Below are 25,871 nucleotides of genomic sequence, written 5' to 3'. Positions count from 1 at the left end.
AACTCAGCCCGGTTGCCCGGGTCCGGTTCGGCACCCGCGTAGCGGTGAGCGAGGCGACTACTTGCCGATACCAGGGAGCGTCATCTCTTTCGTCGTTTTCCAACTGGCCCGGCTTATTCAGTCGGCGCGGGGCCTGGCGGCAAATACCTCGTGCATTTCGGTTCCGATCAAACGCGGGTCCTGCTGAGTCTGCGCGGACATGCCCTGCCGACCGAACAGCTCGCAGACTTCTCGCAGGCGGCCGTCGCGATCATGGACTTCGGCGACGACGACGTGGATACGACGCCAGTCCGCGTCGGTGATGCCTTGCAAGACATCCAATTCCGCGCGCTCGACATCGACTTTGAGCAACCCGATCTCCCTATTGCGGCAGTGTTCGTCCAGTATCGCCGAAACAGTGGTGACCTCGACCTCGAGTGGTACGCCGTCGTGCAGGCCGGTGGTGATGAGCGCGATGGCCTTGTCGTCCAAGCCGCAGTTGCGCAGGTAGATCTTGGTGGCTTCGTCGTCTGCCTCGCGATCGGCGAAGAAACCGGAGTTCGCCGTTGCGCGCGGATACCAGGTGAACGGCCGCGTGCCCGGCGTGGCGCCGACCGCGATCTGGAGGGATATCCCGTCCGGAACATGCGCTGCAATATTGCGGTCCAGGCAACGAAAGGTCATCGGTACGGGCTCGACCGCGATGACCTGAATTCCGGGGCAGGTGTCGGCGAACATCATCGCGCTGAGTCCGATGTTGGCGCCGATGTCGAGGGCAACGTCTCCAGGGCAAAGGCACGCGGCGGCACGCCGGTAGAACCCGTGCGTCGCGGTCATCTCGCCCCACAGCATCCCGGCCTCGGCTGGGCTCGTGCAGGTCACCATTCTGCCGTCGTCGAGACGCAGTTGCTGCATTGTGGTCAGCATTGTTCCATGAACCTTTCGAGGACAGGGCCGACGATGGCCAGCGCGTGTGGATGACTCAACTCGAGGTGGCGGGCGTCGACGACAACGTTGTGAATGTCGCCGCTGACATAGGGCCGCCATGTCTGCGCGAGAGCGTCGTGGTCCGCGTGGTCTATTCCGGCGGTGAAGAAGACCAGGTCACCGTCGAAGACGCTCGGCCGATAACCGGCGGAGATATCGCTCGCGGTTCGGAAGCTCTCCATCACCCGATCCGTCTGTTCGGCGGTGAACAGTCCGGTTGCGATCACCTGCTTCCGGATCACGTTCCACGCTTGCTCATGGGTGGTTGCCTGCAGCTTGTCGCTGAGGTCGAACAGCTCCCGCCAGCCGCCGAGCAGATCGGCCATCAGTTGTCCCGGTGCGGGCTGGCCTGCGGGGGACGCGGCCGGTTCCGATGGTGCACCTGCTGCACTGTCCAGCATCGCCACGATGCCGACCCGATCACCGTCGCGCTGCAGCTGTGCCGCCATAGCGTGCGCGATCTGTCCGCCCAACGACCAGCCGAGCAGGTGATACGGACCCGTAGGCTGCACTCGGCGAATCTCGGCCACATAGCGTGCGGCCAGTTCGTCGACGGACTCCGCACATGGTTCGCCGGACACGACGTGCGGATCCTGCAACCCGTACACCGGCCGATCTGGATGCAAATGTTCGATGATGCCGCCGTAGAACCACGCCAGACCGCCCGCCGGGTGCACGGCGAAGACCGCCGGCTCGGATCCGCTCGCGCGCAGCGCCAGCAACACCTTCAGGCCGGAGTCACCTTCCGAGTCGTCGACCCTGCGCGCCAACGCCTGCGGAGTCGCATCCTCGAACATCCAGGGCAACTCGATCGTCACACCACGAGTCCGCAACTCAGTTGCCGCCAGGGTGGCGAGCAGTGAGTTGCCCCCCAGGTCGAAGAATCCGTCGGTCACCCCGACCCGCGGAGTTCCCAACACCTGCGCGTACACATCGCTGATCACTTTCTCGGTATGCGTGCGCGGTGCAACAAACCGATGTACTGCTTTGTCGAAATCGGGAGCGGGCAATGCTTTTCGATCCAGCTTTCCATTGATGGTCAACGGCAGATCGGGCAGGACCATGACCACCGAGGGCACCATGTAGCTCGTCAGCACCTCAGCGGCGGCCGCCCGGACTTGGCCCGGATCGATCGGCTGCCCGTCGGTGCCGACGACGTAACCGATCAGCTGATCGACGTCGCGCTCGTGGCGGTGCACCGCCGTGGCGGCCCGCGACACCGACGGATGCCGTAGCAGCGCCGACTCCACCTCGCCCAGCTCGATCCGGTACCCGCGCACCTGAACTTGTGCGTCGCCTCGGCCGGCGTAGGTCAACTCCAGCCCGCTGCTGGTCTTGCGCCAGCGGCCGACATCGCCTGTCCGATATAGTCGGCCACCGTTCGGATCGAACGGGTTCGCCACGAAGCGGCTCGCCGTCAACGCCGGGGCTCGCAGGTAACCGCGCGCGAGTTGCCCTCCGGCGACATAGATCTCGCCGCGGACTCCGATCGGTACCGGCTGCAGCCGGTCGTCGAGCACGTACACCCGCAGCCCCGGCAGCGGTGTTCCGATCCTGGCTGTGTTCGGGTCATCGACCTCGGCGAATGTCACGTGTACGGTCGTCTCGGTGATCCCGTACATGTTGACCAATTGCGGCGATCCGGGCTGATGCGCGGCGAACCAGCCGGTCAACCTCGCCGCATCCAATGCCTCGCCGCCGAGGACGATGTACCGGAGCACGAGATCGCCACAGCTGCAAACAGATTCGCGATATCGGCGCTCCGCGTCGAGGAATCCGTAGAAGGCCGAAGGGGTTTGGCTCAACACCGTGACGCGCTCGCGCGCCACCAGTTCCATCAACGCCTCCGGCGACCGGGAGGTGTTGTAGTCGACGACGACCAGCCTGCCTCCGGCCAGCAGGGCGCCCCACATTTCCCACACCGCGAAATCGAAAGCGTACGAATGGAACATCGTCCACACGTCGTCGGAATGGAAGTCGAATCGTTCGGCGGCGTGGGTTAACAATGTGACGGCTTCGCGATGGCTGACGGCCACTCCCTTCGGGGTGCCGGTCGACCCGGAGGTGTAGATCACGTAGGCGAGGTTGTCCGGTCGCGCGGCCGAGGGCACGGGGCCAGAGCAATCCGGGACCGCGGCCCCGGATTCTTCGATCAGTAGCGTCGGTGCCGCGTATCCCGTTACGTCCGAGGCCATTTCGACAGAGGTCAACACCGCGGCCGGACGCGCGTCGTCGAGGATGAAGCGCAATCGCTGCGGCGGGTTCGCCATATCCAGTGGCAGATATCCGGCGCCTGCGCGCACGACCGCGAGCAGGCCCACGACCAGGTCGACTGAACGCGACAACGCCACTGCCACCAGGGTTTCCGGACCGACACCGCGCTCGGTGAGCCGAACGGCGAGCTGGGTGGCGCGCCGATCCAGCTCCGCATAGGTCAGCTGTGACACACCATCGGTCACCGCGACCGCATCCGGCTGCGCCGAGACGCGGGAAGTGAAAAGCTCGGCCAGGGTCACATCCGCGACCGCGACGCCGTCGACTCCGGCAGCGGCCAGCACCTCGCGCCGCTGGCCGGAATCCATGATGTCGATATCGCCCACGGCGACAGCCGGATTCACGGCCCCCTGCTCCAGGATCCGGGTATACGCGTGCGCGAACCGAATCATCGTCTGCTCGACGTACAGATCGGTGGCGAAGGTCAGTCGTCCGACCATGCCGTCCGGACGACCCCCCGCACCGAACCGTTCGACGAGCTTGACGTTCAGATCTCCGTGGGCCTGGTCGAAGCCGTTCTCGATCGGTTCGACGGTGAGCCCCGCCAGCTCCAACGCGGCCGCGCTGAGATCCTGGACGTCGAGGCTCACCTGATAGAGCGGCATGTGCGCGGTTGACCGCCGCGGATTCAGCGCCTCCACGACCTCCTCGAAGGGCACATCGGCGTGGGCGAACGCGGCGAGATCCGTTTCGCGGGTGGCAGCGAGCAGGTCGGCGAACGGCTGCCGTGACGACACCCGCGACCGCAACACCAGCGTGTTGACGAACATGCCGATCAGATCGTCGAGTTCGCGGTCGCCGCGGCCGGCCACCGGGGTGCCGATCGTGACATCGTCGACATCGGCCAGCCTGGACAGCAGCACGGTCAAGGCGGCGTGCAAGACCATGAACACCGTTGCGTTGGCCTCGCGGGCGAGGGCGTCGATGCGGGCGTGCAACTCGGCGGACAGCTCGAAATCGACCGCGCGGCCGCGCATGGACGCCACCGGCGGCCGGGGCAGGTCGGTCGGCAGCTCGAGCAGTTCGGGCAGTCCGGTGAGGCTGTCGGTCCAGAATCGCAGCTGCCGGGAGACGAGTGAGTCCGGCTCGTGTTCGTCGCCGAGCACCTCGCGCTGCCACAGGGCGTAGTCGGCGTACTGGATCGGAAGGGGCGGCCAGTTCGGTTGTGTCCCTTGTCTACTCGCCTGGTAGGCCATTGCCACGTCCCGCGCGAGCGGCATCATCGACTGTCCGTCGGCGCAGATGTGATGCACGCAGAGCACCAGCACGTGATCACGGTCGCCGATGGCGAACAATTCGGCTCGCACCGGAGGTGCTTGGGTTACATCGAAGCCCGCGGAGACCACCGCCGCCGCCCGCTCCAACACATGATGTTCGTCGACCCGGATCGGCGCCAGAGCCGGTGCGACCTCGTCGACGCCGACCATGACCTGGCAGGGCGTCCCGTTGATCATCGGGAACTTGGTTCGCAGCGATTCGTGCCGGTCGATGACCAGCTCGCACGCGTGCCGCAGCGCATCGATATCGAGCTCGCCCCGCAGCCGAATCACCAGCGGAATGTTGTACGCGCCGACCGAGGTGTCGAATTGATTGAGGAACCACATCCGCTGCTGCGCTGGGGACAGCGGTACCAGAGCTGGGCGGGTGCGCGGTGCAGGCGGCACGGCGACGTTCCGGTCGGCGGTAGTGAGATGCGCGGCCAGTTCGGCGACTGTCGGTGCGTCGAACAGGTCCCGAATACCGACGCTCACGTCGAGCGCCGTGCGCAATCGCGCAACCACGCGCGTCGCCGACAGCGAATTGCCGCCGAGTTCGAAGAAGCTGTCCGCTGCGCCGACTTCGCCGCCACCCAATACATCGCCGAAAACGTTCGCGATGCGCTGTTCGGCGTCGGTACTCGGGGCGACCCATTCCCGCTCGTCCGGGAACGCCGGCGTGGGTAGTGCCGCCCGATCCAGCTTGCCGGTCGCGGTCAGCGGGAGCTCGGCGAGCTGCATCAGCACGTTGGGCACCATGTGCGCGGGCAGATGACGTCGGGCAGCAGCCTTGACGTCGCTCGGATCGATGCGTCCGTAGCCGACCAGATAGCCGACGAGTTGGTCGGTGCCGCGCTCGTCTGTGCGCAACACGACCACCGCGTGGTCGACTCCGGGATGCTCGGACAGCACGGCCTCGATCTCGCCGAGTTCGATGCGTTGACCGCGGATCTTGACCTGGAAATCGCGGCGGCCGAGGTACTCCACGGCGTGGTCCGAGGTCCAGCGGGCAAGATCGCCGGTGCGGTACATGCGCGACCCTGCCGCGCCGAAGGGATTCGCCACGAAGGCACCCGCCGTGGCCGCAGGCCGGTTCACATACCCGCGCGCCAGCTGGATGCCCGCGAGATACAACTCCCCCACCACCGCGACCGGCACCGGCCGCAACCACGGATCGAGCACGACGGCCTCGACGCCACGGATCGGTCCGCCGATCGTCACCACATCGCCCGGGTGCAGCGAACCGCTGATCCCGGCCAGAATCGTGGCCTCGGTCGGTCCGTACCCGTTCAGCAGCCGCCTCCCCGGCGCCCACACCGAGACCAGCTCCGGTGTCACCGCCTCGCCGCCGGCGATCAGCACTCGCAACGAATCCATACCGGCCGGTGCCATGGTGGCCAGCACGCTCGGGGTGATGAATGCATGCGAAACCCGTTGCTCCCGAATCAATTCCGCCAGCTCATCGCCGGCGAACGCGTCCGGTGCCGGCACCACCAGCAATGCGCCGTTCGTGTGGGCCAGCAGTACTTCGAGGACCATCACATCGAAACCGGGACCAGCCGCCTGCAGCACGCGCGAACCGGTGTCCACGCCGAAGCAGTCACGCACTACCGCGGAGAAATTCGCCAGCCCCTCGTGGGTGACCACGACGCCCTTCGGGATTCCGGTCGACCCCGAGGTGTAGATCATGTACGCCGCATCCTGGAGCTGTGGTGTCCGCAGGCGATCGGCATCGGTGACACCGGCCGCGGACTTCGCCGCGATAGCGGTCTCGGTGTCCGGATCGTCGAGGACCAGCGGGCACACCGCGTCGATAAGCAGATCCCGTGATGCCTCGATGGTGAGCGCGACTCGCACACCGGAGTCCGCGATCATGTGTGCCACGCGCTCGGCCGGATTGCGCGGATCGATCGGCACGAACGCCGCACCCGTCTTGGCCGTCGCCCACAGGCCGAGCACGAACTCCGCCGACCGCGCCATCGCCAACGCGACTTGGTCGCCGGGGCCGATATCGCCCTCGATCAACTGCCGCGCCAGCTGGTTCGACCGCGCATCCAATTCAGCGTAGGACATCGTGCGCCAACCCGAAAGCAGTGCTGCTGCATGGGGATTCACGTCCACGCCCGCGACCAGTAACTCAGCGAGCAGCTGCGGCGCCGCGGCACTGCCACCCGTGGCGGGCACCAACTCACGCCGATCGGCCGTGGACAGCAGATCGACCGAATCGAGCCGCGCGTGCGGATCAGTCGTTATCGCGCGCAGCACGATGTCGAGCCGGGCGGCGAGACCGGACGCCGTCTCGTCGTCGATGCGGTCCTGCTGGTAGCGCAGGCGGACGTGCAGTTGGTCGGTGTGGTGCGCCTGCACGATGATCGGGTAATGCGCGGCGTCGCGACCTTCCGCCGCGACCACCCGCATGCCATCGATGTCGGCGTCGCCCAATCCGCGGCCGTCGACCGGGTGGGACTCGAACACGACCAGCGTGTCGAACAGGGACACGGCATCCACGGCCGCCAAGATCTGCGGTAGTTCGAGGTAGTGGTGGTCGAGCAGACGGGTGTTGTCGGCCTGCAATCGAGTCAGAGCGTCCTCGATGGTCCGGTCCGGGCGCACCTCGACGACGACCGGAATCGTATTGATGAACAGACCGATCATCGACTCGACCCCAGGCAGGTCGGCGGGACGGCCGGACACCGTGCTGCCGAAGACCACACGGTCGGTGCCGAGCAGGTTGCCCAATACCACAGCCCAGGCGAACTGGACGATCGTCGCCATCGTCACCGCGTGTGTCCGGGCGAATTCCACCAACTCGGCCGTCGCGTCGCGATCGAGAACGACCGGCAGATCGATCGGGATGGTCGCGGTCGTATCGGTGTGCGGATCGGCGACCAGCGTGGGCTCGGCGACACCACGCAGCGCGGCCTGCCACACCTCGATGCTGCGCGTACGGTCGCGCCGGTCCAACCATTCCAGGTAGTCGCGGTAAGACACCGTATCGGGCAACAGCTGCGGCTGTGCGTCCACCGCGTACAAGCCGATCAGTTCACGCCACAGCAGCGGCAGCGACCAGCCGTCGAGCAGCAGGTGATGAGCAGTCAATATCAGCCGGAAGTCTTGCGGTCCCACCGTGACGAGCACGAACCGCAGCAGCGGCGGATCAGCCGGATCGAACCCGGCCGCCCGCTCGGCATCGATTATTTCGTCCAGGTCAAGTGTGCGCTCGGACAGCGTGATGTTGCGCCATGGGACGGCGGTATCGACCGGAATCACTTGTACCGGAAGGCCTTCGGCGGTTCGGGTGAAGGCGGCCCGCAGGTTGCGATGGCGTGCGAGCAAGGCCCGCGCGGCGCGCTCGAGCCGGTGCTCGTCGACCGCACCCGCCAACGTGAGTACCGATTGCGCGATGTAGACGTCGAGGTGGCCCGCGGCGACCTCGGCGTGGAACAGCAGCCCCGCCTGCAGCGGTGCCAACGGCCACACCTCGCTCAATCGTCCGTACCGGTCGGCGAACTCGTCCAGCTCGTGCTGGGTGAGGTCGACGAGCGGAGCGTCGGCTCGAGTCAGTCCCCAGTCCTGGTTGGCGACCGCCGCGATGGCGGTCAGGGCATCGACCCATTCTTCGACGAGTTCGGCCACGTCGTCGTGGTCGAGCAACCGCGAGGCGTAGCCGACGTATGCCGACAGCTGAGGTCCGGCCGCCGCGTCGACGATGTTCACGTCGATCGTGAGGACCGCCGCCGCCGGCATATCCGGATCGAATGCGGCCCGTCGGTCGAAGGGTTCGTCGGTCGGAACCCACGGCAGATCCGACAATGCCGTGAGATCGACGCCGATTCGCCCGAGATTGTTGACACTGATCTGCGGCTCCGGCAGTACCGCGAGTCGCTCGGCCGTCTCGGGATTCAGATAGCGCAGCAGGCCGTAACCGATTCCTTTGTCCGGGATCTCGCGGAGCTGGTCTTTGACGGATTTCACCGCCGCGCGCACATCAGTGGGATCGACACCACTCAGGTCGAGCGCCGCCGGATATCGAGTGGTGAACCAGCCAACGGTTCGGGAGACGTCTGCGCCCTCGGCGATCTGCTCCTCGCGACCGTGCCCCTCCAGTAGGACATTCATGCCCGCATATGCAATGCCGCGACGCCGCCGCCAGCGAGTCAGGGCGACGGTGAGAGCGGCGAGCAGCGCATCGTCGACGCTGCCGCGCACAGCTTCGGGCACCTCGTCGAGCAACGCCGAGGTCACGTCGGCCGGGAGCGACACGGTCAGCTGACGCACGGTCGACTGTGTGTCCAGCGCGGGATCCAAATCCGCACGTCCGAGCAACGGATCGGGTGCCGAACAGATCCGATGCCACAGCTCGAATTCGCCGGCGCGCGCTGCCGCGGCGGCGATCGCCGCATCCGACCACCGACGCATAGAGGTGCCCGACGCGGTCAACTCGACCCGCCGCCCCTCGGTGATCTGCTGCCACGCAGTCACGAAGTCGGGCAGCAGAATCCGCCACGACACCGCATCGACTGCCAGGTGATGGATCACGATGAGGGCACGGGCCTCCGCGTCGACGCCTTCTTCGGGCAGCAGGCACACGACGTGCGCCATCCTGCCCGCCGCCGGGTCGAGCCGGTTGAACGCCGCGGTGGCCGCCGCCTCCACCACGGCGGTGAAACCGGCGCTACCCGGAGCCTCACCGGCACCGAAGGTCCCGACGGAGACCGAACAGGCGGTATCGGCAGCGCTCGGGGGCAGCACCTCCCAGCGTTGGGCATCGAGCCGCGAGCGCAGCACATCGTGGTGTTCGACGATCGCCCGCACGGTCGAGAGCACGTCCTCGACGCGCGCGTCACGCGGCAAGCGCACCAGCATCGACTGCGCGAACCGAGCCGGTGCCCCGAGTCGCTCGACGAACCAGGACACGATCGGCGTGAACGCAATCTCGCCCACACCACCGCCGGGCAGCTCGTCGAGCGACGCCCGCTCGGCGGCCTGCGCCACCTGCGCCAGTCCGCGAACTGTTTTGCGCTCGAAGATGTCTCGAGCCGTCACGCCGATGCCCGCGGACTTCAGTCGCGAGGCCAACTGGATCGACATGATCGAATCGCCACCGAGCGCGAAGAAGGAGGTTGTGGCACCCACCGTCGCGACGCCCAGGACATCCGCGAAGGCGGCGGCGATGGCGCGTTCCAGTTCGGTCGATGCCGCGGCGGCACCGTCCTCGGTGGTCTCGAAGACGGGCTCCGGCAACGCTTCTCGATCCACCTTGCCCGTCGAGGTGAGCGGCAAGTGGTCGAGCACTGTGATCGTCGCCGGCACCATGTGGGCGGGCAAGGCGGCCGCCACGTGATCGAGTACCGCGCTCGGATCGGCGACTGCTGCGGGTTCGGCCGTGATGTACGCGGCGAGCACAGGTTGCCCGCCGGGCCCCGTACGACTCACGGTGACCGCAGTGGCGACCGCCGGATGCGTGAGCAGCGCGACATCGATCTCGCCCAGCTCGACACGCTGGCCCCGAATCTTGATCTGGAAATCGAGGCGCCCGATGTATTGCAGCATGCCCTGCGCGGTCCAGCGGACGATGTCGCCGGTGCGGTACATCCGTGAGCCCGGCGCACCATAGGGGTTCGCCACGAACGAACTTGCCGTTGTCGCAGGGCGATTCAGGTAACCGCGCGCCAGCGCGGCCCCCGAGAAGTGCAGCTCACCCGCGACTCCGACCGGCACCGGCCGCAGCCGCGCGTCCAGCACCACCGCCTCCGCACCGCGGATCGGTCCGCCGATGGTGAGCACCTCGCCTGGGCGCACAGGGTCGCTGATCGTGATCACGATCGTCGTCTCGGTCGGACCGTAGATGTGGTGCAATCGCCGCCCGGCCGCCCAGGCGGCAATCAGATCCTTCGCCGCCTTTTCGCCGCCGACCGCCAGCATCCGCATCGAATCCACCTCGGCGGGGGACATCGTCGCCAGCACACTCGGTGTCAGGAACGCATGTGTCACCTGATGCGTTCGGATCAGCGCGACCAGGTCTGCGCCGCCGAGTACTTCCGGCGGCGAGACCACCAGCGCCGCGCCGGCGGCGTGCGCCATCAACGCTTCCAGCAGGACCGCGTCGAAGGCGGGTGCCGCAGCTTGCAGTACGCGCGACGTGCCCTCCACCCGATAGCGCTCGCGCTGCTCGGCCGCGAAGGCCGCCAGCCCCTCGTGGGTAACCACCACGCCCTTTGGCGTCCCTGTCGAACCCGACGTGTAGATCACATATGCTGCATCCCGAATCCGCAGTGCGCGTTGGCGATTCGCGTCGGATATCGCGTGGTCGGGACGGGCGGCGATGTCGGCGGCCGTGCGCGGGTCGTCGAGCACCAGCCAGCGGACGCCGTCCGGCAGGGATGTGCGGGCGGCCGCGACCGTGATGCCGACTTCGGCACCGGAGTCGTGCAGCAGGTAGGCGATCCGCTCCGGCGGATAGCGGAGGTCCACCGGCACGAAGGTGGCGCCGGTCTTCGTGATCGCCCACATGGCTATGTGATAGTCGGCCGATCGTGGCACGGCCAGCGCAGCGCAGGTTCCCGGCCCTGCTCCCAAGGAAAGCAATTGCGCCGCAATCTGATTGGCGCGGCGGTCGAGTTCGATGTAGGTAAGGGTCCGGGTGCCGTCGATCAGGGCGATCGCCGAGGGGGTGGCTGCCACGGCCGAGGCCAGCAGATCGGGAAGCAGACGCGGCGCGGGGGCGGCGCTGCCGCGCGCCGGGACCAGCCGTTCGGCCTCCCCACTGCCGATCAGCGGGATGTCGCCCACCGGCCGCGTCGGATCGCAGACCACTGCATCGAGGACGCGGATGAATCGCTCGGCCAGCGATTCCGCGGTTGATTCGACGAAAATATCTGTGGCATAGACAATTTCGCCATCGATCCCGGCAGGTCGATCACCGTCGAGGCGTTCGGTCAGCAACACCGTGAGGTCGGTCTTGGCCTGGGCGATACCGGGATCGAGCAGTTCGACATCGACGTCCGGCAGCTGGAACCGGGCCGCCGGGGTGTTCTGCAACCCGAACAGCACCTGATAGAGCGGCGTATACGCCGTCGACCGGGGCCGGTCGAGCAGATCGACCAGTCGCTCATAGGGCAGATCCGCGTGCGCGAGCGCCTCGAAGTCGACACCGCGCACCTGCGCGACAAGGTGCCGGAAGGACCTGTCGTCGCGCACGGGCGTGCGCAGCACCACGGTGTTGACGAACATGCCGACGAGATCGTCCAGCGCCGGGATGCCGCGACCCGCTACGGGCGTGCCGACCGACACGTCACCGGTGTGTGCGGTGCGCGCCAAGACGATTGCCAGTGCGGAATGCAGCACGACGAATACGGTCACGCCCTCTCGACGGGCCAGCCGCACGACCGCGTCGTGTAGCCGCTGCGGTATGCCGAAGCGAACACTGCCGCCGACCATCGACATGGTCGCAGGCCGAGGTCGATCGGTCGGCAGGTCGAGCTGCTCTGGGGCGTCAGCGAGAACCTCGGTCCAGTACCCGATCTGCCGCGCGATCACCGACGGCGGATCGTCCTCGGCGCCGAGCATCTCCCGCTGCCACAGTACATAGTCGCCGTACTGGACGTGCAGCGGTTTCCATTGCGGTGCTTGGTCTTTCACCCGCGCGTGATAGGCGGCGAACACGTCGCGAGCCAGCGGCGCCATCGACGAGCCGTCGGCGGCGATGTGATGGACGACCAGCACCAGGATGTGCTCGTCAGGGCCGGTGCGATACAGCCGCGCCCGCACGGGCACCGCTGCCGAGACGTCGAAGCCCGTCTCGACGGTCTGCCGGATCCGCTCGCCCAGCACGATCTCCTCGGCGACCGGCTCCGCATCCAGTGCCAGGCCATCGACTACTGTCGCCACATCCCGCACGACCTGACATGGTTCGCCGCCGACCGTGGGATACACCGTCCGCAGTGGCTCGTGCCGGGCCACCACATCCTCGAAGGCCGCACGCAACGCATCGACGTCCAGCGCGCCGTTCAACCGGGCCGCGAAACCGATGTTGTAGGCCGCCGACGCGGTATCGAACTGGTTGATGAACCACAACCGTCGTTGCGCCGCCGCAAGCGGGATCGTCGCAGGGCGCGGCCGCGGCGCGAGCGGTATCAGCGACGACTGCGTGCGCTGCGCCAAGCGTGCCGCCAATCCGGCGATCGTCGGCTCCTCGAAGATATCGCGGATACCGACCTGGACACCGAGCGCCGCCTCGGCCCGCGCGGCGATCCGGGCAGCCGAGAGCGAGTCGACACCGATCTCGAACAGGTTCGCCCGCACGCTCACCCGGTCGCTGCCCGTGATTGTGGCGACGATATCGGCCAGTGCCGCTTCGCGTTCGGTGCGCGCCGGCACGAACTCCTCGTCGTCGCCGAACGTCGGCTGCGGCAACGCGGCTCGGTCGAGCTTGCCGTTCGGGGTGAGCGGCATCTCCTCGAGTACCTCGACGCGGACCGGAACCATATACGACGGCAGCGTGCGAGCGAGCTGGTCGCGAATCGCGCGGCCATCGGTGGTCACCGCTCCTGGCGCGAGCGTCACGTAGGCGACAATTCGCTCCGAGGTCGCGACGGCAACAGCACGAGCAACCTCCGGTATCGCGCACGCCGCCGCTTCGATATCCCCCGGCTCCACCCGCTGACCGCGGACCTTGACCTGGAAATCGCTGCGGCCCAGAAAATCCAGCTCTCCAGCTATCGTCCACCGCACCAGGTCACCGGTGCGATACAGCCGCTCCCCGGGCGCGCCGAACGGATGCGCGAGGAAGGCTGTGCACGTCAGGTCGGCGCGGCCGTGATAACCGCGCGCCAACTGCACACCCGAGACATACAGATCGCCGACAACACCAACCGGCACCGGTTGCAGTCGGTTGTCGAGCACGTAGACCCGCATGCCGGAAACGGGCGCGCCGATCGGGACCGTCGCAGGGGTCGTCGCACCGGGCAGGCAGCGCGCGGCGGTGACCACCTCGGCCTCGGCCGGGCCGTACCAGTTCACCACCTCTGCCTCGGTGAACACGCGCACCGCGGCGTCGACGGTGTGCTGTGCCAGCGCCTCACCGGCGACGAATATCCGACGGACAGAGGGCAATTCGGTATCACCGACGGCTTCGAGGAGAACATCGAGCATCGACGGGACGAAATGCACGGTGCTGATGTTTCGGCTCGCGATGAAGTCCGCCAAGTAGGCCGGGTCGCGGTGCCCGTCGGGTTCGGCCACCACGATGTGCGCGCCGATTTGCAACGGCCAGAACAACTCCCACACGGCGATGTCGAAGGTGATCGGAGTCTTGTACAGCACCGGGTCGGCCGCGTTGTGCGGCCACTGCTGCTGTGCCCACGCCAACTGACTCATGGTCGCGGCATGGGTCAGGGCCACCCCCTTGGGGACGCCGGTGGAGCCGGAGGTGAACAGGACGTAGGCCACGTTGTCCGGCCGCAGCGGCGCACACCGTTCCATGTCGGTGATCGGGGCACCGGACAGCCCGGCCAGATCCAGCCGATCGACTCGAACGGAGGTGAATCCCTCGGGCAGTCCGTCGCCGTCCGCTGATGTCGTGAGCACCATCAGCGGTCGCGCCGCACCCAGCACGCCGGCGATTCGCTCGCTCGGTTGATTCGGGTCGATCGGCAGGAACGCAGCACCTGCCTCGAGCACCGCATACAGCGCCGTCACGAGGTCGATCGATCGCTGAATAGCGACGGCCACAACGGTTTCCGACCTCGCATCACACGATATGAGCCACCTGGCCAGCCGATTGACGCGGGCGGCGAAATCCCGGTAGGTCAGCGCATCGCCGTCCGGAAGCCGAATCGCCGGAGCATCCGGGCTGCATTCCACCTGTTCATCGAAGGCGTCCACCAGGGTTCGGCCCACTGATACGGGGTCGCCGGTGTCGTTCCAACGCTTGAGCACCAGCTGCCGCTCGGTGGCATCGAGTAGATCGAGCTCACTGATCGGCGAGTCGGCATCGGTCGCGACGCCGTCGAGCAGGCGAACGAACCGGTTGGCGAAACGCTGTGCGGAGTTCGCGTCGAACAGGTCGGTGGCGTAGGTCAACCGCAGCGTCATGCCGGTCGGCTCGTTGTCCGGCCCGTGGTCCTCCGTCATCATGAGCAGCAGGTCGTAGATCGCGGCACTGTCGCCCGGGTCGATGGTCTCGACGGTGAGACCCGGAAGTTCCACGCGCGCCCGCACCATGTTCTGGTAGGCGAGCATGACTTGGAACAACGGCGTGTGCGCTGTCGACCGTGCCGGATTCAGCGTTTCCACCAGCTGCTCGAACGGCACGGTGGCATGGTCGAAGGCCTCGATGTCGCTGTGCCGCACCGCATCCAGCAGGCTGGTGAACGTCTGATCGAGCGTGACGCGGGTGCGCAGGACCAAGGTGTTGACGAACATCCCGACGAGGTGGTCGAGCGCCCGGTGGCCGCGACCCGCGTGTGGCACGCCGATGGTGATGTCGTCGCTGCCGGACAGCCGCGACATCAGCACCGCGAGTGCCGTGTGCACCACCATGAACGTCGTCGCCCGGGATCGCTGGGCCAGGGACTCCACCCGGCGCTGCAGGTCCGCCGGAATCTCGACGTGGATCACCGCGCCGCGGTGGGTCTGCTCCACCGGGCGCGGTCGATCGGTGGGCAGCTCTAGCAGTTCGGGTATGTCCGCGAGTCGGGTTCGCCAGTAAACGACATCACGGGACACGGGCGAATCCGGGTCGTCCGGCGAGCCGAGGACCTCGCGCTGCCACAGGGCGTAATCGGCGAATTGGATGGTGAGCGGCGCCCAGTCCGGCAGGTTTCCGCCGGCCCGCGCCCGATAGGCCGTCACGATATCGGCGGCCAGCGGCGCCACCGAATAACCGTCGCAACTGATGTGGTGCACGGCTACCGCGACCACCCAGGCCGTGTCCGGCAGCTGGTACAGCGCGACCCGCACCGGCACGCCCTTCGACACATCGAATCCGGTGTTCGAGAACGCGGCCAGCCGACGTGCCAGCTTGCGCTCATCGATCCGCTGCGGGCCGAGGTCCCAGCCCGCGACGACATCGGCCGCGTCCAGCACCACCTGAGTGGGCGTGCCGTCCACCGCCGGGTACACGGTGCGCAAGCTCTCGTGCCGCTCGACGACATCCCCGACGGCCGCCGTGAGCGCATCGACATCGAGTACTCCGTCGAGCCGAATCGCCAGCGGCACAATGTATCCCGGCGAAGCCGGATCGAACTGGTTGAGGAACCACATGCGGGCCTGCGCCGTCGACAACGGCAGACGGTCCGGTCTCGGTTTCGGCGTCGGTGCGGGCAGACCCGGCACCCCCCGCAGCTGTGCGATGCGCTCGGCCAACTCGGCGACGGTGGGCGCCTCGAACATCATTCGCACCGGTACGGTCGCGTCGACCATGGCGCCGATCCGGCTCAACGCCCGCGTGGCGACGAGCGAATTCCCACCCAGGTCGAAGAAGTCGTCGTCCGCGCCGACCGTCGGCAGGCCGAGCAGCTCGGCGAAAACCTCGGCGACGGCCTGCTCCACGAGCCCTCGCGGCGCCCGGTATTCCGCGTGGTCGCTCGGATCCGGAGCAGGCAATGCCCGGTAGTCGACCTTGCCGTTCGCCGTCAGCGGGACAGCGTCGATCCGGACGATCGCGGACGGCACCATATAGGCCGGCAGGCGCTCCAGCAAGAGTCGTCGAATCTGCTTGGTGTCCACTGCCTCTGGGGTGACCACGTAGGCGACCAAGCGTTGCTCGTCGCGGCCGGAATGTACCCGCGCAACGGCCGCGGTCACCTGTTCGTGCGCGAGCAGCGCTGCCTCGATGTCGCCCAATTCGATCCGCAGCCCGCGAATCTTCACCTGATCGTCGGCGCGGCCGACATAGCGCAGGGCGCCGCCCTTATCCCAGCGAACAAGGTCGCCGGTGCGGTACAGGCGAGATCCGTGCGCGCCGTCGAGCGGGTCGGCGACGAACGTCGCCGCCGTCAGATCGGGACGTTGGTGGTATCCGCGGGCCAGCTGGATGCCGCCCAGATACAACTCACCGGTCACCCCCACCGGAACAGAGTGCAGTCGCGAATCCAGCACATGCGCGATGACATTCGGCTCGGGAACCCCTATCGGCACCGCGCCGCCGTCGATTCCGTCGATGCGATACGCGGTGACGCTGACGGCGGCCTCCGTCGGCCCGTACAGGTTGTCGATGCGCGCGTCGCTGAGATCGCGGAAACGGCGGACGGTTTCGGCCGGCAGCGCCTCGCCGATGCACAGCACGCGCCGCAGGTCTGGGAACTGGCGTCCGTCGGCCGTCTGGTGGAACACCGAGAGCAATGACGGCACGAAATCCGCTGTCGTCACGTGATGTTCGGCTATCAACCCGGCCACCGCATCCGGGTCGCCGCTCCCGTCGGGGCCCGCGACAACCAACTTCGCACCACATGACAAGGGGCAGAACAACTCCCAGACCGACAGGTCGAAGGTGACCGGAGTCCGCAACAGCATGACGTCGTCGCCGAGCTGGTAGTACTTGCACATCCAGCGGAGTTGATTGACCACCGCGGCATGCGGTACCGCCACACCCTTCGGTACCCCGGTCGAGCCGGAGGTATAGATGACATACGCCAGGTTCTCGGGATGCAGCGGCTCGAGCCGATCGGCGTCCGTCACCGGCGACCCATCCCAACACTCGGCGTCGAGTTCCGCGAACGCCCATATCGGGACGTCGTCGGGCAGACTCGCTTCGTCGAACGGGCGGGTGAGCACCGCCCGCGGCCGTGCGGCGGCGAGCACGGCGCGCACGCGATCGAGCGGGTGATCCGGATCCAGAGGCAGGTAGGCCCCGCCGGCCGCGTGGATCGCATACAGCGTGGTCAGCAGGTCGATGGAGCGACGCATCGCCACGGCCACAATGGTTTCCGGGCCAACTCCGCGTCCGATCAAGGCATGCGCCAGCGAATTCACCCGCGCCGCGAACTCTCGGTAGCTCAGTCGCGCGCTGCCTTCGGAGTCGATCACGGCCGTGCTGTCCGGCGTCGCCGCGGCCTGCGCGGCGAACAGGTCCGCGATCGTCGCAGACGACGGCGGCGTCGTCCCCCCGGTTTCGCGTGCGGCCAGCTCGCGCGCCTCGTGCGCGGTCAGCAGCTCGATGTCACCGACCGCGCGGGCGGGATCGGCGACTATCGCCCGCAGCAGCAGCACAAATCGATCGACCATCGAAAGGATCGTCGCCTTGTCGAAAAGGTCTGTGGCGTAATTGAATTCGACTGCCATCGCGCCCGGTTCACCGTCGCGCTCCGCGGTGTCGACGAGATTGAGATGCAGATCGTATTTGGCCACGCTCGGATCGGCGGTCCGGGCCGACACCGTCAGTTCCTCGAACCGCACCGTCGGAATCTCGATGTTGTGGAACGAGAAACCCACCTGCGTCAACGGCGCGTGGGCCGTCGTGCGTGGCGGATTCAGCACTTCGACCAGGCGCTCGAACGGGATGTCGGCGTGGTCGAAGGCGGCCAGATCGGTAGCCCGGACCTGCTCCAGGATCTGGAGGAAGGACGCGCCGGGTTCGATACGCGTCCGCAGTACCAGGGTGTTGACGAACATTCCGACCAGGCGCTCGAGCCCTGGTTCGCCGCGACCGGCGATGGGTGTGCCGACAGCGATATCACCGGTTCCCGAAAGCCGCGCCAGCAGTGCGGCAAACGCCGCGTGCAGCACCATGAAGACGGTCACGTCGCGGCGGCGGGCCAAGGCGACCAGGTCACGACCGAGGTCGGCGGGCAGTGTCGCCGAGACCGTCGCACCGCGGAACGATTGCCGCACCGGGCGCGGACGATCGGTGGGCAGGTCGAGCACTTCGGGCAGATCGGCCAGAGAAGCCCGCCAATACTCGATCTGGGTGGCGGCCGGGCAGTTCGGGTCGTCCTCGGCGCCGAGCCATTTCCGTTGCCACAGAGCGTAATCCGCGTACTGCACCGACAACGGCGACCACTGCGGCGCCTTGTTCCGGAGGCGGGCATTGTAGGCGGTCATCAGGTCCGCGGCCAGCGGTGCGAGCGAGGATCCGTCGAAGCTGATGTGATGGACGATGAGGACCAGAGTGTGTCGATCGGATGCACTGCGCAGCAACGTGATTCGGAACGGAACCTCGCGGGTGACGTCGAAACCGACCGCGGCCGCCGCGGCGATGTGCGCCTCGACGTCTGCCGCCGCCACCTCAACCGGCTCCAGCGGGGGTAGTGCTGCCTGCACCGACACGATCAGCTGATGCAGTCCGCTGTCGCTGTCGGGGTAAACGGTCCGGAGAGCTTGGTGCCGGTCGAGCACATCGGCGATCGCCGCGTGCATGGCGGCCACGTCGAGGGGTCCCGACATGCCCACGACCAGGGCGATGTTGTATAGCGCCGAGCCCGTGTCGAACTGATTGAGAAACCACATGCGGGCCTGGGCGGGCGACAGCGGGATCCGCGCCGGGCGTTCCTGCGGAATCAGCGGTTCCCGCCCGGGTGCCTCGATGGCCCGCAGATCCTCGGCGAATGCCGCGATGGTCGGCGCGTCGAACACGGTGTGCAGCGGAATATCGACACCGAACACTGCGCTCAGCCGCGCGGCCACTCGCGTCGCCGACAGCGAGTTGCCGCCGAGATCGAAGAAGTTGTCGAGGACGCCGACGCGATCGATGCCCAGCACAGCGCTGCACACATCGGCGACGATCTGCTCGGCCGCGTCGCGTGGCGCGACGAACTCGGTGGTCTCGGCGGCGAACACCGGTGCCGGCAACGCGGCACGGTCGATCTTGCCCACCGATGTCAGTGGTAACGCGTCGAGCACCGTCATTGCGCCCGGAACCATGTGCAACGGCAGGTGTTGTGCGGCGTAGGCCGTCAGCTCCGCGACGTTGACGGCCTCCGTCGCCGGCATGACGTAGGCGGCAAGCCTCTGCCCGCTCTCCGTCGCAACGCTGACCGTCACCGCGACCGCCACCGCTGGATGCCCGGCGAGGACGGCGTCGATTTCGCCGAGTTCGATGCGCTGGCCGCGGATCTTCACCTGGAAGTCGGTGCGCCCGACGTATTCGAGGGTGCGCCCGGGTGTCCAGCGGGCCAGGTCGCCGGTGCGGTACATACGTGCTCCCGTCGCACCGAACGGATTGGCCACGAATGCCGCCGCGGTGTCCGCGGGTCGGTCCAGGTATCCGCGGGCGAGATGGATCCCGGAGATGTACAGCTGTCCGGTCACCCCTACCGGTACCGGCTGCAGATTCGCGTCCAATACCAGGGCCTCGACACCGCGGATCGGGCCACCGATCGTGACGCGGGCACCGAAGCACAGCGGATCACTGATCGCGACCATGATCGTGGTCTCGGTCGGCCCGTATCCGTTGAACAACCGACGGCCGGGACTCCACACCGCGGCCGTTTCCGCCGACACCGCCTCCCCACCGGCGACCAATACGTGCAATGAATCCACATCGGCGGGCGACATCGTCGCCAGCACGCTCGGCGTGATGAATGCATGCGAAACCCGTTGCGTGCGAATCAATTCCGCCAAGCGATCCCCAGCGAAGACATCCGGGGGCGACACCACCAAGGCCGCACCGTTCGGGTGCGCCATCAGCAACTCCAGGACCACCGCATCGAAGCCCGGAGCCGCCACCTGCAACACCCGCGCGGAACTGTCGATCCGATAGCGTTCACGTTGTTCGGCGGCGAAATTCGCCAAGCCCTCGTGCGTCACAGCGACGCCCTTCGGCTCGCCCGTCGACCCCGAGGTGTACACCACGTACGCCGTGTTCGAGGCACGGCAGGCGTGGATCCGATCCGTGTCCGTCAGGGCGGCCGGGGATCGCGCCGCGATGCAGGCCTCGGTGCCCGGATCATCGAGAATCAAACGCGCGACCGCGGACGGGAGCAGGCCCTGGGCTGCTTCCACCGTCAACACCACCCGAACATCCGCGACCATGAGCGCGACTCGCTCGGCCGGATTCCGCGGATCCACCGGGACGAATGCCGCACCCGCCTTCGCCGCCGCCCACATCCCCACCACGAGTTCCACCGACCGCGCCATCACCAGCGCGACCTGATCATCCGAGCCCGTCCCCCACTCGATCAGCAACCGAGCGAGCTGATTCGACCAGACATCCAACTCCCCGTACGACACCGTGCGTTCTCCCGACACGATCGCCACGGCATCCGGCTCCCGGACCGTCAGCAACTCCGCCAGCACCCGTGGTGCCTCGGCACAGCCGCCCGACGCGGGCACCAACGCGGCTCGCTCGGTCCTCGACAGCACATCGACAGCACCCACTCGCTGCTGCGGATTCGACGCGACCGACTCGAGGATCCGATGCAGTCGCGCGGCGAAATCCTCGATCGTCCCCCGATCGAACAGGTCGGTCGCGTAGTTGATCCGCAGTGCGAGATCGCTTGCTGCCCTACCGTTCTCGGCGACAGTGACGATGATGTCAACCTTCGCCGGTTGCGGTCCAGGATCCAGGATCTCGGCGGTGAGCTCGGACAGTTCCAGGCTCGGGCGGTCCATGTTGTCGAAGGCGAGGTACACCTGACACATCGGTTCGTGCGCCAGCGACGGCATCGGATCGACCGCTTCGACGACGCGTTCGTACGGCAGGTCGCTGTGGGCGAAAGCTTCGATATCGATGTCTTTGACTCGCGTCAGAAACTCCGTGAACGATTCGTCGCCGCGCACCTGGGTGCGCAGTGGCACCGTATTGACGAACATGCCGATCAGCGGTTCCAACGCGCGCTCGCCGCGGCCCGCGACCGGCGTTCCGATGGTGATGTCCGCCGAATCCGACAGCCGGGCGAGCAGAACGGCCAACGCGGCATGAACGACCATGAAGGTCGTGGCGTTCGCCGTGCGCGCCACCCGCTCGATCCCGGCGCAGGTCTCGGCGGGGAGCACGGAGTCGACGACGTCGGCGAGCATGGACTGGCGAGTCGCCCGTCGACGGTCGACGGGGAGATCCAGCAGCCGAGTCATCCCCGCCAATTGCACTGTCCAGTAACGCAATTGGCGCGCCGCGAGCGATTCTGGATCGTTTTCGTCGCCGAGCACACTGCGATGCCAGATGCTGTAGTCGGCGTACTGCACGGTCAGTGGTCGCCAGTCCGGGCCGTGTCCGTGCGACCTCGCTCGGTAGGCCGCTGCGAAATCGGCCGCGAGCGGTGGCAGCGACGATCCGTCGCAGCAGATGTGGTGCAGTACGACAACCAAGACCTGCCGCCGCTGGTCGGTGGACGCCAGCAGTGCGACCCGGATCGGCGGACGTCGGCGCACGTCGGTCCCGGTCGAAGCCAGCTCGCGGATCCGGTTGTCGACATCATCGGGGTGGGTGGGCTGTGGGGTCGAATCGAGATCAGCAGCGACTTGCTCGGCCGACAGGATCACCTGCGTTCCTTGGCCATTCACGGCGGGATAAACGGTTCGCAGGGATTCGTGCCGTTCGATCACGTCGGTCAGCGCCGAGCGCAGTGCCGCGGTATCGAGGTGTCCGGTCAGCTGCAGCACCAGCGGTATGTTGTACGCCGCCGACCCCGGGTCGACCTGATTGATCAGCCAGATCCGGTTCTGTGCGGGCGCCAACAGAATGGGCTCGACGCGTGGCTGCGCCCGCAGGGCAGGGCGGCTGGATTGCTGACCGGCTTCGATATGGGCGGCGAGTTGGGCGACGGTCGGCTTGCCGAACACGTCGAGCACCGATACCTCGCACCGGGTCAGCTCGGCGATCCGCACGGAAGCGCTGGTGGCGGTCAGCGAATTGCCGCCCAGGTCGAAGAAGCTATCCAGCACACCCACCTGCGGAGTGCCCAGAACCTCGGCGAAGACGTCGGCGATGATCTCCTCGACGACGGTGCTCGGCGCTACATACGGCGCGGCCGAACCGAAGGCCGGCTCGGGCAGCGCCCGATAGTCGACTTTGCCGTTGACGGTCAGCGGCAACGCCTGCAGAACGACAATGTGTGCCGGGATCATGTATTCCGGCAGCATCGACCCGACATGCGCGCGTAGCACCTCGGGCTCGCAGACCGCGTCGGCAGCGGGCACGACGTAGGCGACCAGCCGGGCCGCTTCCGTGCCCGGCAGGTGCACGATGACGACCGCCGTCGAGACCACGCTGTGACTCAGCAGCGCACTGCGGACCTCGTCCAGCTCGATCCGGAACCCGCGCAGCTGCACCTGCTGGTCGGCGCGTCCGCGATATTCCAACTCGCCCTTACTATTTCGGCGAGCGACGTCGCCGCTGCGATAGAGGCGCTCACCCGGCCCGCCGAACGGGTCGGCGACGAAGCGGCCCGCGGTCAACCCGGGGCGGCCGAGGTAGCCGCGGGCGAGTTGCGTTCCCGCGACGTAGATCTGACCCCAGGCTCCCAGCGGCACCGGGCGCAATCGTTCGTCCAGGGTGTACACGCGCACGCCCGGCAGCGGTGGACCGATTGTGCTCGGTGCGCCCGGCACGGCGATGTCGGGGGTCAACCGGAGATAGGTGACGAAGACGGTGGTTTCGGTGATGCCGTAGCTGTTGGCCAGCACCGGCAGGTTCGGATTGTGCTCGTACCAGTCCGACAAACCCGCCGGATCGAGAGCCTCGCCCGAGAGAACGACCAGTCGCACCGAAAGCTCACCGTCGGGCTCGCTGGCGTCGACATATCGCTGTCGCGCGGTCGCGAATTGATGGAATGCCGAGGGTGTTTGGCTGAAAACGCTCACCTTCTCGCGCGCCACCAGGCGCACGAGGTCATCCGGCGAACGCGTCGCAGGGCTGTCCACCACGACCACCCGGCCGCCGGTTACCAGCGCACCGAAGATCTCCCACACCGAATAGTCGAACGTGAACGAATGGAACAACGTCCACACGTCGCCGGCGCGGACTCCGATTTCGGTACACGCGTTCGTCAGGTAGGTGGCGACCGCGCGATGAGTGATCGGCACGCCTTTCGGCCGTCCCGTCGATCCGGAGGTGTAGATGACGTAGGCGACGTTGTCGAGGCGCAGCGGGCGGGTGCGATCCGCATCGGTGATCGGACGATCGGTTTCCACACCTGGGTCGTCGTCGAAGAGCACCACGGGGCCGGCATCCCCGGGCACCTGATAGCGCATGCTCCGGTTTGTCACTACAGCGATCGGATCGGCGTCGTTCAGCACGTAGTCGAGTCGATCGAGCGGGTGCGCGAGATCCAGCGGCAGATACCCGGCACCCGACTTCAGCACCGCCACCGCGACGATGATCAGATCGGCATCGCGTGGCATCGCGATGGCCACCAGCGAATCCGGCCCCGCACCGAGGGCGATGAGCTTGCGGGCGAACCGGTTCGAGCGCTCGTCGAGCTCACGGTAGGTGAGGGCGGTCGTACCCGACGTGACAGCGACCGCGGACGGGGTGGCCGCGGCCTGTCGCGTCAGCAGATCGACCAGTGTCGCAGAGGTCGCCGCGCCGTCGTGGCCGGCGAGTTCGCCGAGCATGCGCTGCTCCTCGGCGGGATCGACGAGCGGGATATCGACCAGGCAAGTGTCGACGGGCGAGTCGATCATGCGATGCAGGAAGTCGACGAATCGACTGGTGTGCACGTCGAGTTCGTCCTGGCTGTACAGGTTGGCGTTGCCGTGCAATTCGATGAGCAGCGGCGCGTCGGCCCCGGAGCGGTACATATTGAGCTGCAGGTCGTCCAGAGCCCCGGACGTCAGTGCGCGGTAGCGGCCGATCGCCGATCCGAGCCGAATCTCGGAATCGAAGAACAAGATATTGACGATCGGACCGAAGGAGGTCGCGGCCGCGTCCAACGCGTTGGAATCGCGGCGCAGATCCTCGAACCGGTAGAGCTGGTGCCGCATCGCCAGGACGAGCTCGGACACCGATGCGCGAATCAGCCCTTCCACGGTGGTCGTCGCGTCCACGGCGAATCGGATCGGCACCATGTTCGCCAACATCGCGGCGGCGTTCCGCAAGCGCATCGTCACCCGTCCGGTCACCGGCAGCGACAAGGCGATGTCGTCGGTGTCCGTCATGCGGGCGAGAAACGCGGCGAACGCGGCCACCACCACCTGCGCGGCCGACGCGTGCAGGTCGTCGGCGAAACGGTCGAGCATGGCGGTCAACCGCGACGGCAGCGGCCGACCGGCGAAGCGGTCGACTTCGCTCCACTTGGCGGTGCGACCGGACAGACTCGTCGTCGACGGCAGATCGGCGACCTTGTCGAGCCAGTACGCCTTGTCGGTGTCGAACCGGCGGCTCATGCGATATTCGCGCTCCGCCGCGATGATGTCCGCCAGCCGGGCCGCCACCAGTCGGGCCGGCGGCCTGCCCTCGAGCAGCGCGTTGTAGTGCTCGGCCACTCGGTTCAGGATGTTGAACGCGCCGTAGCCATCGGTCATCAGATGATGGGCGCGCGCATACCACAGATACCGGTCTTCGCCGAGCCGGATGAGCCGCGTCGCGGCGAGCCGGTCCCGGGCCAGATCGATGGCCTTGGTGTTGTAGTCACGGCGCATCCATTCCATCGCCGCCGCGTACGGATCGTCTTCGGCGCTGAGATCCAGCAACGGTTCGTCGTAGACGATGCTGCGGTCGACGAACTGATACGGGTGACCGCCGGATTCGACCACCCGGACAACAAGAGACTCGGTCTCGTGGCCGGCGTCGTTCACTGCTTTGGTGAACGCGTCGTAGTCTATCGGCCCCTCGATCTCGACGTAGTGCGCGATATTGACGTTCGGGCCGCCGGGAAGATTGTTCGCGAGCCACATTCCGTATTGCGCCCTCGAAAGCGGAATCAGATCCGGATCTCGGTCGGCAGGCGCGGCTGGATTCGGACTCATCGTCTAACCCCTCCTCAAATTCCGAGACCCAGGAGCAGCGCGCAACAAGAATCCGCCCGTGCCCAGAATTTTCCGTAGGTGCATTCTCCGTTACAGATGCAATTACATATACTCGTCGCCGACGTTGAAGCGAGCTTCCACCCCCTACGGCGGTCATGTGCCGGTCGGAACGCATGACGTTACTAATGACGGCTCGAAGTCGTAGCCGCTCTCCGATGGAAGCGCTCTTCAGACGCCGCCTGCCACAGGTACATAAACCCCCTGACCTTGCCGAGCAACTGTGCAACAAATTCGTCGTAACACGACAATGTGCCGCCGCAGGCGTGTAGACGTCCAGTAAACCGCTGCTCACGCGAGGGCGACGGAGACCTCGCCGGACGTGTCAAGGCGTGTACGATATGTCCGTAATTAGATGAGATCCGCGTTGTCGAAATAGCCGATTCCCGCGCCCCACCTCGGTTCGGTATCACACCCCAAAGTTGGATCTGCCCCATGACGGCTGGCGCTTCGAACATTATCCTGCCCCTC

2 protein-coding genes are annotated in these 25,871 nt (G+C 66.9%); both read right to left on the bottom strand.

Going from position 1 to position 25,871, the window contains the following annotated elements; genetic code table 11:
• Positions 1–117 precede the first annotated feature (117 nt).
• The gene (locus OHA42_RS23615) at positions 118–906 is read right to left on the bottom strand and encodes an FkbM family methyltransferase (RefSeq protein WP_406230048.1); all 789 of its coding nucleotides are present in this window, start codon (positions 904–906) and stop codon (positions 118–120) included.
• The gene (locus tag OHA42_RS23610; RefSeq protein ID WP_406230047.1) at positions 900–25,343 is read right to left on the bottom strand and encodes a non-ribosomal peptide synthase/polyketide synthase; all 24,444 of its coding nucleotides are present in this window, start codon (positions 25,341–25,343) and stop codon (positions 900–902) included. Before OHA42_RS23610 ends, OHA42_RS23615 begins: the two co-directional genes overlap by 7 nt.
• Between the last annotated feature and the right edge of the window lie 528 nt (positions 25,344–25,871).

Source organism: Nocardia sp. NBC_01009, assembly GCF_045208035.1.
GTDB lineage: Bacteria > Actinomycetota > Actinomycetes > Mycobacteriales > Mycobacteriaceae > Nocardia.
This window is presented reverse-complemented; position numbering and strand designations above follow the sequence as displayed.

Bases quoted from the DNA above. Each gene is read 5' to 3' on its own strand.
- OHA42_RS23615 (WP_406230048.1), bottom strand. From the start codon at position 906: ATGCTGACCACAATGCAGCAACTGCGTCTCGACGACGGCAGAATGGTG.
- OHA42_RS23610 (WP_406230047.1), bottom strand. From the start codon at position 25,343: ATGAGTCCGAATCCAGCCGCGCCTGCCGACCGAGATCCGGATCTGATT.